Origin of the sequence: Bifidobacterium italicum (assembly GCF_002286915.1) — a bacterium.
Classification (GTDB): domain Bacteria; phylum Actinomycetota; class Actinomycetes; order Actinomycetales; family Bifidobacteriaceae; genus Bifidobacterium; species Bifidobacterium italicum.
Genome location: NZ_MVOG01000010.1, coordinates 1 through 12,597, shown reverse-complemented (window position 1 = coordinate 12,597; position 12,597 = coordinate 1). Strand labels below are relative to the sequence as shown.

Below are 12,597 nucleotides of genomic sequence, written 5' to 3'. Positions count from 1 at the left end.
CATCCGCACCTCAGTTCGCGACCGTGGAGAGCACGGCGAGCAGCCCCGCCGTCACGACCACCGGGACGAACGGCACTCTGGCGTCCACGCCGGGGCGCCGTTTCGCATACTGGGACCACACCGCCAGCCACAGCAGGCCGCAGACCCCCATGAGCAGCCACCATCGCGCGAAGGGGACGGGGCCGAACACGCCGACGACGCAGCCGACGAGCGCGCTCGCGGTGACGTCGCCGAAGCCGAGCGCGCCGGGGCGGATGAGGGCGAGCGCGAGCTGGACTCCTGCGCCGCACATCAGGCCGGCGCAGGCGCGCAACGGCGCGGATGGGTCGCCTGCGATCCACGCCAGCAGCACGCATGCCAGAAGCTGGGTCGTGATCCCGGCCATGATCAGCCGCCGCGGGACCGTGCGCCGACGCAGGTCGGTCACGCACGCCGCGATTCCACAAAGCAGTCCGGGCAGGCAGCAAAGGTACGGCATACCGTTAAGATAGTCACAGTTTTCCCACGGACCAAAGGAGTTGGCATGTTGCGTTGGCAGACCGCTGGCGAATCGCATGGCGAGGCGCTCGTCGCGATGATCGAAGGCGTCCCCGCAGGAGTGAAGATCACGTCGGACGACATCCGCGGCGCGCTCGCGCGGCGCCGTCTCGGCTACGGCCGCGGCGCGCGCATGAAGTTCGAGCAGGACCAGGTGCGCATGCTCACCGGCGTGCGCTTCGGCAGCACGCTCGGCTCGCCGATCGCGATCGAGATCGGCAACACCGAATGGCCGAAGTGGACCGAGGTCATGAGCGCCGACCCGCTCGACCATGAGCTCGCGCGCGAGGGCCGCAACGCCCCGCTGAGCCGTCCGCGCCCGGGGCACGCCGACCTCACCGGCATGCGCAAATACGGCTTCGACGACGCCCGGCCGGTGCTCGAACGCTCGAGCGCGCGCGAGACGGCGTCGCGCGTCGCGCTCGGCGAGGTGGCGCGCCAGCTGCTCGAACAGGTGGCCGGCGTGCGCACCGTCTCCCATGTCGTCTCGATCGGCGGCGCCGGCGTCGACGATCCGACGGCGATGCCGCTGCCGACGCCCGACGACGTCGACATGCTCGATGCGTCCCCGGTGCGCACGCTCGACAAGGACGCCGAGGCGCGCATGATCGCCCGCATCGACGAGGCGAAGGCGAACGCGGACACGCTCGGCGGCGTCATCGAGGTAATCGCCTACGGCATGCCGGCCGGCGTCGGCACCTACGTGGAGTCCGACCGCAGGCTCGACGCGGCGCTCGCCTCCGCGCTCATGGGCATCCAGGCGATCAAGGGCGTCGAGATCGGCGACGGCTTCCTCGAGGCGATGCGTCCCGGCTCGCAGGCGCACGACGAGATGGTCGCCGGCGCCGACGGCCGTATCGAACGTCTGACGAACCGCGCCGGCGGCATCGAGGGCGGCATGTCCAACGGTCAGCCGATCCGCGTGCGCGCCGCGATGAAGCCGATCCCCTCGATCCCGAAGGCGCTGCGCACCGTCGACGTGACGACCGGCGAGGCGGCGCAGGCGATCAACCAGCGTTCCGACAGCACGGCGGTGCCCGCTGCGGCCGTCGTCGCCGAGGCGATGGTCAGGCTCACGCTCGCCAAGTACCTGCTCGAGAAGTTCGGCGGAGACAGCGTCGACGAGACGCGACGCAACATCGAGTCGTACGTCGCCTCGTGGCCCGAGCACATGCGCTGAGCGCGCGGGAGGACGGCCAATGGCAACGCACAGCAGACACGACACCGGCGCGCGCAGGCGCCCGGCGGCCGTCATCGTCGGCATGATGGGCGCAGGCAAGACGCGGCTGGGCAAGGAGATGTCGCAGATGCTCGGCATCGGCTTCGCGGATGCGGACCAGCAGATCGAGGACGCGATCGGCATGTCGATCCCGAAGTACTTTGCGCGGCACGGCGAGGCGGCGTTCCGCGAGGTCGAGCGAAGGACCGTCGCCGAGACGCTCGGCTCCTTCGACGGCATCTACGCGCTCGGCGGCGGCGCGCCGATGACGCCGGCCGTGCGCGAGGCGCTGCATGACTACGCCGAACACGGCGGGCGCGTCATCTACCTGCTCGCCGATCCGTCGGAGGCGATGGAGCGCGCGCGCAGGGGAGGTGGACGCCCTATGCTCGACGGCGACGCCGACGCGCGCTGGATGGCGCTTTACGAACAGCGCGACCCGGTCTACAGGCAGGTGGCGAACGTGATCGTGCGCACGCACGGCATGACGCCGAAGGCAGCGGCAAGGAAGATGATCGAAATGACGAACGAGGGAATCGTCCATGTGGACGGCGCCGGCATCGAACCCTACGACGTGAGGATCGGCGAGGGCGCGCTCAACCATCTGCCCGACGTGCTCGGCGCAGGTCCGGTGCGCGTCGCGCTGATCCACACGCAGTCGGTACAGCGGCACTCCGACAGGGCGCGCGCGATCCTGCGCAAGGCCGGCTACGAGGTGAGCGACATCGTGATCCCGGACGCCGAGGCCGGCAAGACCGTGCAGGTCGCCGACGGCATCTGGCAGCGGCTCGGCAACGAGGGCTTCACGCGCTCCGACGCGATCGTCGGCCTCGGCGGGGGAGCCTGCACCGACCTCGCCGGATTCGTCGCCGCCACGTGGATGCGCGGCATCCGCTACGTGAACTGCCCGACGTCGCTGCTCGCGATGGTCGACGCCTCCACCGGCGGCAAGACCGGCGTCAACACGCCGCAGGGCAAAAACCTCGTCGGTTCGTTCTACACGCCCGCGGGCGTGCTCGCCGATTTGAGGACGCTGACGTCGCTGCCGAACGACATCTTCATCGAAGGCCTCGGCGAGGTCGCCAAGTCCGGCTTCATCCGCGATCCCGAGATCCTCACGATCCTCGAGGACCACGCCGACGAGCTGCGCGCCTTCGACGGAGAGGCCTTCCTCGACTCGCCGCTCAAGCCGGTCGTCGCCGAACTCATCGAACGCACGGTGCGCGTCAAGGCCCACCACGTCCGCGCCGACCTCAAGGAGGCTGGACTGCGCGAATTCCTCAACTACGGGCACACCTTCGGCCACGCGATCGAACAGCTCGAGCATTTCCGCTGGAGGCACGGCAACGCGGTCGCCGTGGGCATGGTCTACGCGGCCGAGCTGTCCAACCTGACCGGGCACCTCGACCGCCCGACCGTCGAATACACCTACGACCTGCTCGACCGTCTGGGATTGCCGACCTCGTGGAACGGCGCCGGATTCGACGAGGTGCTCGCGCTGATGCACCGCGACAAGAAGGCGCGCGGAAACACGCTGCGCTTCGTCGGCCTCGAGGAGATCGGCAGGCCGTTCCACCTCGACGACCCCGACCCGCAGACGGTGCGCGAGGCCTTCGAACGTGTGCGCCAGCAGGCATGACGCGCACGGCGCCCGGCACCATCGCGCACTATCATGGGGCTGACAACGTTTTCCAAGGAATGGAGTGGATATGGCCGAAAATGAGCCGGTCAACGTGATCGTCGTGAACGGGCCGAACCTCGGTCGCCTCGGGGTGCGCCAGCCGGACGTGTACGGCAGGCAGGACCTCGAGCAGCTGCGCAGGCTGTGCACGCAGTGGGGCGAGTCCCTCGGGCTCGACGTGGACGTGCGGCAGACCGACGACGAGGCGCAGATGGTGCAGTGGATGCACGAGGCCGCCGAGCGGCAGAAGGCGGTCGTCATGAACCCGGCGGCGTTCACGCATTATTCGTATGCGCTCGCCGACGCGGCGCACATGGTGCTCGATGCGGACATGCCGCTTATCGAGGTGCACATCTCGAACCCGGCGGCGCGCGACGAGTTCCGCAAGCGTTCAGTGATCAGCCCGGTCGCCACCGGCACGATCACCGGCCTCGGCTTCCTCGGCTACAAGCTCGCGCTCGAGGCCGTCGCCGAACTGACGAAGGGTTGAACGCGTTCGAAGCCGGAGTGCATTTCCTGAAGTCCGCGTATATCGCGGCGGACGACGTCGGGGTCCCGCAATAATCCAAGAGGATTGCGGGACCCGGACGTTTTTCGTCGTCCCACAGATACGGATGCCATCGGCGGTTTCCGAAGTGACTCCGGGTTGGCTGCCGCATGGGGCGACGATGGCTGAAGAGGCCCCAGCAAGGTGGTGGGGGAGGGGAAAGGGGGACGTGCATCGTCCACGCACGCGCGTTCCGGTGGATTTTTGCTCACAGCTGAGGTATTATGAGGGATGATTTCGCTGCAAACGTATGCACCATTCGTTGGCGAATGCCCCGGAAATCCTTGCATGATATGCAAGCGGGTCTGCATACATTGGCAAACCGGATGGGCGAGACGGCCGGCATCGCGATGCCGCCGGCGGACCTGGCCGGTCAGAGAAAAAGGGAATGACAACATATGGTGAATCAGCAGTTCCGCACTGCGATGCGCCGCACGACCGGGATGGGCGTGGCCTTCGCCATGGCCTGCTCGGGTGCGCTGCTCACGGTGCCGATGGCGGCCAACGCCGCCCCTGCCGACACGGGAAGCACGGCGCTTCCCGCGGCGACCGACGTGCAGGTCATCGCGTTCCAGCAGACCTGGAAGTCGATCGCGAAGGAGTGCACGAACACCTACGGGCCGCAGGGCGTCAAATACGTCGAGGTCTCGCCGCCGCAGGAGTCGATCCAGGGCACGCAGTGGTGGACGAGCTACCAGCCGGTCAGCTACAGGCTCGATTCGAAGCTCGGCACCGAAGCCGAGTTCCAGGACATGATCGAGACCTGCGACGCGGCGGGCGTCGGCATCATCGCCGACGTCGTGCTCAACCAGACGACCGGTTTGGATGTCGCTGCAGGCGAGCAGACCGGTGTGGCGGGCACAAAGTACAACGGCTTGACCGGCGACTATCCGGGCTTCACCGGCGAAAACGGCCAATATCCGCAAGGTGTGACCGCCGCCGACTTCCATGACTACAACAACGGCGCAAGCGTCTCCGATTACAAGAACCAGCAGGAGGTGCAGGAAGGCCGCCTGAACTCGATGTGGGACTTCGACACGTCGTCGGCCAAGGTGCAGGACATCCAGTCCGACTACCTCGCCAAGCTCTACAAGATGGGCGTCAAGGGCTTCCGCATGGACGCGGTCAAGCACATCAACAACGAGGACATGAAGGCCATCAAGGACCAGATGGCCACGAAGGTCGGCAAGAACGCCAACGACATCTACTGGATCCAGGAAGTCATCGGCAATGCGAGCGAAGCGCCCGGCATCCAGCCGCGCAATTACCTGGAGACCGGCACCGTGACGCAGTTCGACTACAAGTCGGACCTCAACGCGAAGTTCAAGGGCAAGATCGCCGAACTCAAGGACCTCTCGACGCGCATCGGCGACCTGTCGTCGAATCCGAACGCGATTGCGTCCAAGGACGCGAACGTCTTCGTGACGAACTGGGACACCGCTCGCAACGACGGTGCGATCACGTACAAGAACGATTCGATGTACGCGCTCGCGAACGCATTCATGCTCGCCTATGACTACGGCACGCCACGTCTGCTCTCCGACTACAAGTACGACGACAACGCCGCCGGCGCCCCTGGCGCGACCGAGACCTCGGTGCCGGACGTCGACTTCGACCAGGCGTGCTCGACGAAGGACGGCGACTGGAACTGCCAGCAGCGTTGGACGACGACGCGCGGCATGATCGCCTTCCACAACTACGTCGACGGCACGTCGGTCTCCGATTGGCAGGACGACGGCGCCAACAACATCGCGTTCTCGCGCGGTGACAAGGGCTTCGTCGCGATCAACAACTCGACCGAGGACAAGGAGGCCGAATACGCGACCTCGATGCCCGACGGCGAGTACTGCGACGTCTACGCCGTGCAGGACTGCTCGAAGACGGTCACCGTCTCCGGCGGCAAGGTCAAGACGACGGTGCCGGCGATGCAGGCCGTCGCGATCTACGGCGGCGCCACGAAGGCGACGCACCCGGCCTCCGACGTGGTCGTCGATCCGAGCACCCCGGACGTCGTGATCCCGGACACCACCGTCAAGCCGGACGACCAGACGACGACCGTCTGGTACAAGCCGACCAAGAAGTGGGACAAGGTCTTCGTGCACCACGGCGCCGGCAGCGACTGGACGGCCGCCCCCGGCGAGGAGATGGAAGGACCGGACGCGCAGGGCTACTACAAGAAGACGATCGACACCAAGGGCGAGGAGCACCAGATCTGCTTCAACGACGGCGGTAGCGACTGGGACAGCAACAACGGCTCCAACTACCTGATCGCCAAGGGCATCACGCAGGTCGGCGTCGAGAACGGCGCGCTCAGCGTGGGCAACCCGGAGGCGATCGGCGCGCAGACCCGTCTCGTCGTGCACTACAAGCCGGCGGCCGATGAGGCCACCGCGAACCGCGGCGTCTACGTCTGGGGCAAGGACACCGCCGGCGCCGACATGACGGCCGTGAACCATCCGTTCACCGGCGAGGATTGCTACGGCAAGGTCGCGGACCTCACCTTCGACGGCAAGTTCGAGGACCTCGGCTTCATCATCACGACCGAGGACTGGAACAAGTTCGGCGGCGACCGCAGCGTCACCGTGAGCAAGACCGGCACCGTCGAGGTGTGGGTCGACGGCACCGGCGACGCAAACGCGACGCTCACCGAGGCTCCCGCCGACTACAAGTGCAAGGCGGACAAGGTCGACGTGACCGTCCACTACATGCGCAACGACGGCCTGTACTTCGACGCCGCCGACGCCGACACGAAGGTCCCGCAGTGGGATCTGTGGATGTGGAACTCGAACAGCAACGGCTTCGCCGCGAAGTTCACGAGCCATGACGACTGGGGCGAGCTGGCCACGGCCTCCTTCTCCAACTACACCTACCAGGCTTCGAACGGTGACTCCGACTTCGGCCTGCTGCGCCGCTACGGCGTCGACGAGTGGAAGAAGAAGGACGGCTCTGACGGCGACATCAAGATGAGCGCCGACGCGCTCGTCTTCAGCAACGACGGCACCGCGAAGGCCGAGGTGTGGCTCATGCAGGACGACCCGACCGTCTACACGGCGCGTCCGGCGCTCGGCGCCCGCATCTCCACGGCCGAGATCGCGCAGAACAACGCGATCGACGCGAAGCTCACGAAGCCGGCCGACGTCAAGGCGTCGGACGTCAAGGTGACCGACGCCGACGGCAACAAGCTCGCGATCGCCGACGTGAAGACCGACGGCACCGTCGTCACGGTCACGCTCAAGGACGACCTCGACCTGACCGCGAAGTACACGGTGACGATCGAAGGCTTCGGCTCCGCCGACGCCGTCGCCGGATCCGTCGTGCGCACCGACGCATTCGACAAGGAATACGCCTACGACGGCGACGATCTCGGCGCGACCTGGGGCAAGGACGGCTCCACGTTCAAGTTGTGGGCGCCGACCGCGGCGAAGGTCGAGCTCGTCACGTTCAAGGCCTCCGACACCGCCGACGCGCCCGAGGACAAGACGGTCGCGATGAAGCGCGGCGCCAAGGGCGTGTGGTCCGCGACCGAGACGGTCGCGCCGGGCACCGCCTACGTCTACCGCGTCTCCTTCGCCGACGGCACGAAGAACGACTCGCCGGATCCGTACGCGCGCGCATCGGTCGTCAACGGCCGCCGCTCCGTCGTCCTGTCCGACGAGCAGACGACGGTTGAAGGCTCCGACCGCATGGCCCCGTTCTCGAAGAACACGGACGCGGTCATCGCCGAGACCCATGTGCACGACTTCTCGAGCAACGCCAACTCCGGCGTCTCGGAAGCCAACCGCGGCAAGTACCTCGGCATGATCGAGAACGGCACGAAGAACTCCGAGGGCAAGGCGACCGGCGTCGACTACCTCAAGGAACTCGGCGTCACGCATGTGCAGATCCAGCCGATGTACGACTACCTGAGCGTCGACGAGACGAAGCCGACCGACGACAACAACTACAACTGGGGCTACGATCCGGAGAACTACAACGTTCCGGAAGGCTCCTACTCGTCGAACGCGGCCGATCCGAAGGCGCGCATCGTCGAAGCCAAGGAGATGGTCAACGGGCTGCACAGGAACGGCCTTCGCGTGATCATGGACGTCGTCTACAACCACGTCGGCGACGTCAACACGAACCCGTTCAACCTGACGGTGCCGGGATACTACTTCCGCTACCAGAACGGCTCGCTCGTCTCCAACTCCGGCTGCGGCAACGACACGGCGTCCGAACGTGCGATGATGCGCAAGTACATCGTCGATTCCGTCACCTACTGGGCGAAGGAATACAACATGGACGGCTTCCGCTTCGACCTCATGGGCCTGCATGACCTCGAGACGATGAAGGCCGTGCGCGCCGCGCTCGACGCGATCGACCCGTCGATCGTCATCGTCGGCGAGGGCTGGGACATGAACACGACGATGGACAAGTCCCTCATGTCGATCCAGCCGAACGCCTACGAGCTCGACACCCACAACTCGACGGTCGCGTTCTTCAACGACTCGATCCGCGACGGGCTCAAGGGCTCCGTGTTCTCCGACGAGGACACCGGTTTCGCGACCGGCAAGGCCGACACCGAGCAGCTGATCCTCAACAACATGCTCGGCTGCCGCAACGGCGACGAGTTCGACGGCGCGTACTGCACGAACGGCAACGCCAACGTCAAGTACGACAACGCGAACCAGATCGTCAACTACGTCGAGATCCACGACAACCTGACGCTCAACGACAAGCTCAACGTCTCGATGTTCGGCGCCAAGACCGACGGCGAACTCGACGAGGGCCAAGTCGCGCAGAAGGTGGCCGCCTCGAAGCTCGCGAACTCGTCGGTCTTCCTCGCCAACGGCATCTCCGAGATCCAGCTCGGACAGGAGTTCCTGCGTTCGAAGGACGGCGACGGCAACAGCTACAAGAACGCCGCCACGAAGAACGCGCTCGACTGGGACCGCCTGAACGACGCCGCCTACGGCGACAACGCCCAGTATGTGGCCGACCTCATCGCGCTGCGCAAGAAGACGGCCGCGTTCCGCATCGGCGACTACGACGCGATCGGCAAGAACTCGAAGGTCCTCAAGTCCGCCGACGGCGTCGTGGCCTACGAGATCTCCGATGACAGTGGCACCTACGTCGTCGCGCTCAACAACAACGCCGACGCGGTCTCGCTGCCGGGAGTCACCGCGGGCGACTACGGCGTGCTCGTCTCGAACGGCCGCACCTACCGCCACGCCCCCGAGGCCGCGGCGCAGGCCGACGAGGCCGTGCAGGGCGTCGACGCGTCGGTCGCCGGAGCGAAGATCGCCGTCCGTGACGGCGACGCGGTCGTCGTGCCGGCCGGCAGCGCGCTCGTGCTCGGTCCGGAGTCGGCGCTCGTCGATCCGGTCGAGCCGGACGACCCGACCAACCCGGACCAGCCGGCCAACCCGGGCCAGCCGGGCCAGCCGGGTGCGAACGACCATGTGGACACCGGCTCCGACGGCGCGTCGAACGCCGCCGGCGCGGTGAGCGACATGGCCTCGACCGGTTCCTCGGTCGCCATCGTCATCGTCGTCGCCGCGGTCGCGATCATCGCCGCCGCCGTGCTGCTCGTGGCGAACCGCGAACGCCGCTCGCACTGAACGGCGGACGCTGACGTGACGCCGTCCGGCTGAACGGCGCCGCGCCGACCGGAAACGGGGAGACGGACCTTCGGGTCCGCCTCCCCGTTTCGCATATCGCGGCATGTCCGCACAGCTATGCATCGGCCACATGCCGTGGCGCCGGGGACACGTTGCGTGGCATGGGTGCAAACGTCGCGCGCAAACGGCCTGCCGGGGCCTTCCGGCATGCTAAGCTTGTTCGCCGTCAGCACAATGTCTGGCCTTTGCACCCCACCGGAACCATCCCTGAGGAGAACAATGACCACCAAACTACGCGCCGCCATCGGCGCGCTTTCGGCATGCGCCGTGCTCATCGGCGCTCTCGCCGGCCCCGCCGGCGCGCAGGAGACCGATCTTGACGGGCGCATCGCGAACGTCTACACGGCCGGCAACGGCATGGCCTTCCAGAAGGTCAGCCATCCCGAAAACGGTCTCGAGACCGCCGACGGCGTCGTCGACTACATCGGCAACGGCGCGATCTCGGCCAAGGACCAGGGTCAGGGCGACCGCGGCCAGTCCTACAGCTACGCGGCCGAATCGGCAGGCGACTGGGTCTACATCGGCACGATGTACGGCGGCCTCGGCGTGCAGGCGATCCTCAAAGGCAGCCTGTCGGCCAACATGGGCATGAGCGTCGAGGAGGCGACCGCGCTGATCCAGACGCTCTACGCCGGCAACATGTACCTCGGCGAGCCGGACGGCAAGAGCGCCGGCGGCGTGCTGTTCAAGTTCAACGTGAAGACCGGCGAGACGAAGATCCTCATGTCCCAGTCCGAAGGCGTCGACGGCGGCAAAGGCGTCATTCCGACCTTCCGCAGCGCGTTCAAGATGAACGGCAAGCTGTACTTCGAGGGCATGGTCATGGACACGAACAACACCGAGCTGACGGCCCAGGAGATCGGCACGGCGATGGCGATGCAGAACGGCTTCCCGTGTATCTACGAGGTCGACCCGTCCGACGGCGACCGCCTGACGAAGGTCTACGACAGCGTCGACGCCGCCGGCTTCCGCGAGCTCGTCAAGCAGAACGTGTTCACGTCGACGCGCGCGATCGGCTCGTTCAAGGACGCGCTCATCGCCGGCGACCTCAAGCCGACCGCCGACGGCAAGGGCGCGGCCTACCTCGTCGCATCGAAGACGCCGTCGGTGCCCGGCTCCTACAAGGTCATCGCCGACATGGACAGCTTCGACGGCCTGCCGGCGATCCACCGCTCCGACGTCAACGGAGGCGGCGGCATCTATCAGGTGCTCGAGTTCAACGGCAAGCTGTACGTCGTCGTGTGCACCGGCAGCGTCGAGACGCGCAACGAGCAGACCGGCACCGTGCGCTCCTTCGCGATCTACGTCGGCGAGAACAACGGCGACCCGACCGAGAAGGCCGACTGGACGTGGCGTCCGCTCGTCGGCGACAAGACGAAGGGCGCGAAATACACCTTCGGCATGGACGAGAGCCGCGTGAGCGCCGGCGCCTGCACGCTGCAGATCTACAACGACCATCTGTACATCGGCGACTACAACGACGTCTCGAGCGCGCTGCAGGGCTTCGCGCTGCGCATGAACTTCGTGACGCAGGCGACGAACCTCGAACAGTCGATCAACCTCTACCGCATGGACGCCAATGAGGACATCGAGATGCTCGTCGGCGACCCGAACGGGACCTTCCCCGACGGCGGTACGACCGGCCTGGGCTCCGGATACGGCAACCACATGAACCAGTACACGTGGCAGACGACCGTGCATGAAGGCAAAATGTACCTGTCGACGATGAACACGACGACGCTGCTCGAACCGATTGCGCAGTTCACGAACGGCGACGTCCTCAACATGAGCGAGAAGGACTGGAACAACACCGTCCACTACCTGCGCACCTTCATCGAACTCATCCTCGACCGCGACAAGACCGGCGCGGCGACGCTCGCCGCCGAGGACGACGGCACGGCGCGGGTGCCCGCGCGTCCGCGCTCCGACGACGCCGACGCCCTCGTCGACTGGGCCGTCGAGGCCGCCGACGCGCGCCTGCACATGGCGACGCTCGCCGACATGGACGGCGATGACGAGGCGGCGGCGAAGGTCACGCTGAGCGACGAACAGCGCAACGCGCTCATCGACGGCCTCAACGACGGATCGATCGTCCCCGGGAGCCTGTCCGACGAGGAATCGGCCGCGCGGCTGCTCCATGCGAACGACCTGCTCACCGTGCTCGGCGCGCAGCTCGACGAGAAGGCCTCCGAGGACTTCGCCGGGATGTACGAGGAGACCGAGCAGCTGCTCGCCTCCGTGCCGCAGATGCCGGAGAGCCTCAAGAAGGTCTACGAGACGCTCGTCAAGCTGCTCAGCGTCGACAACCTCAAGGCCTTCCTCAAGTCGCTGCCGTACCTGTCCAAGTCGAAGCGCGGCTTCAACCTCTTCGAGATCACAGAGGGGGCTGACGGCGGCGTCGACGTCGCGACCGTGTCCGACGACGGCTTCGGCGACCCCTTCAACCACGGCCTGCGCATCTTCGTCAACACCGACGACCACATGCTCATCGGCACCGCCAACCCGTTCTACGGCACCCAGCTGTGGCGCGTGGCGAACACGATGTTCCCGGTGCACGTCGGCGCCGGTGAAGGCGGTGCCGCGAGCGCCGACCTGACGCGCGACGTCGCGCCCGGCACGAAGGTGACGCTGACCGCGGCCCCCGACGCCGGCTGGCGCCTCGCCGGCTGGAAGGTGACGAAGGGCGGCGTCGACGTCGCCGCCGACGGCACCTTCACGATGCCGGGCGAGGCCGTATACGTCGACGCCGTCTTCGAACGCGTCGACACGCCGTCCGACGGCGATGACGACAACGGCGACAACGGCGACNGCGACGACAACGGCGGCGCGACGAAGCCGTCCGGCGGCGCCGCGGGCACGCCGGGCCAGAGCGGTCCGTCCCTCGGCGGCGGCGCGTCGTCGACGACCGACATCGCGAGCACCGGCTCGTCGATCGCGGCCGTCGTCGCGGCGCTCG

At 66.8% G+C, this 12,597-nt stretch carries 6 protein-coding genes; 5 read left to right on the top strand and 1 reads right to left on the bottom strand.

Annotated elements, in window-relative coordinates:
- Positions 1 to 10 precede the first annotated feature (10 nt).
- Positions 11 to 478: a prepilin peptidase gene (locus B1400_RS03680; RefSeq protein ID WP_162288167.1), complete on the bottom strand. Its 468-nt coding sequence runs from the start codon at positions 476 to 478 to the stop codon at positions 11 to 13.
- 45 nt (positions 479 to 523) lie between these two features.
- Between B1400_RS03680 and aroC the strand changes: the two genes are divergently transcribed.
- The 5 genes from aroC to B1400_RS03655 all read left to right on the top strand — a co-directional run.
- Entirely contained in the window at positions 524 to 1,717 is a 1,194-nt protein-coding gene (aroC, locus tag B1400_RS03675; protein ID WP_095613109.1) for a chorismate synthase, read from the top strand.
- 19 nt (positions 1,718 to 1,736) lie between these two features.
- Positions 1,737 to 3,395, top strand: coding sequence for a bifunctional shikimate kinase/3-dehydroquinate synthase (locus B1400_RS03670; RefSeq protein WP_095613108.1), 1,659 nt, complete (start codon positions 1,737 to 1,739; stop codon positions 3,393 to 3,395).
- Positions 3,396 to 3,465: 70 nt separating this feature from the next.
- Positions 3,466 to 3,927 carry a type II 3-dehydroquinate dehydratase gene (gene aroQ / locus B1400_RS03665; protein WP_095613107.1) on the top strand — a complete coding sequence of 154 codons (462 nt, stop codon included), beginning with the start codon at positions 3,466 to 3,468 and terminating at the stop codon, positions 3,925 to 3,927.
- A 455-nt stretch (positions 3,928 to 4,382) separates the two neighbouring features.
- On the top strand, positions 4,383 to 9,581 hold the full coding sequence (pulA, locus tag B1400_RS03660; RefSeq protein ID WP_095613106.1) for a type I pullulanase: 5,199 nt from the start codon (positions 4,383 to 4,385) through the stop codon (positions 9,579 to 9,581).
- A 117-nt stretch (positions 9,582 to 9,698) separates the two neighbouring features.
- Positions 9,699 to 12,597: InlB B-repeat-containing protein (locus B1400_RS03655; protein WP_456061884.1), on the top strand; the 2,899-nt coding region annotated here is incomplete at its 3' end.

What these genes read in the sequence shown, in the direction of transcription:
- aroC (WP_095613109.1), top strand. Translation starts at nt 524, where the DNA reads ATGTTGCGTTGGCAGACCGCTGGCGAATCGCATGGCGAGGCGCTCGTC.
- aroQ (WP_095613107.1), top strand. Translation starts at nt 3,466, where the DNA reads ATGGCCGAAAATGAGCCGGTCAACGTGATCGTCGTGAACGGGCCGAAC.
- pulA (WP_095613106.1), top strand. Translation starts at nt 4,383, where the DNA reads ATGGTGAATCAGCAGTTCCGCACTGCGATGCGCCGCACGACCGGGATG.
- B1400_RS03670 (WP_095613108.1), top strand. Translation starts at nt 1,737, where the DNA reads ATGGCAACGCACAGCAGACACGACACCGGCGCGCGCAGGCGCCCGGCG.
- B1400_RS03680 (WP_162288167.1), bottom strand. Translation starts at nt 478, where the DNA reads ATGCCGTACCTTTGCTGCCTGCCCGGACTGCTTTGTGGAATCGCGGCG.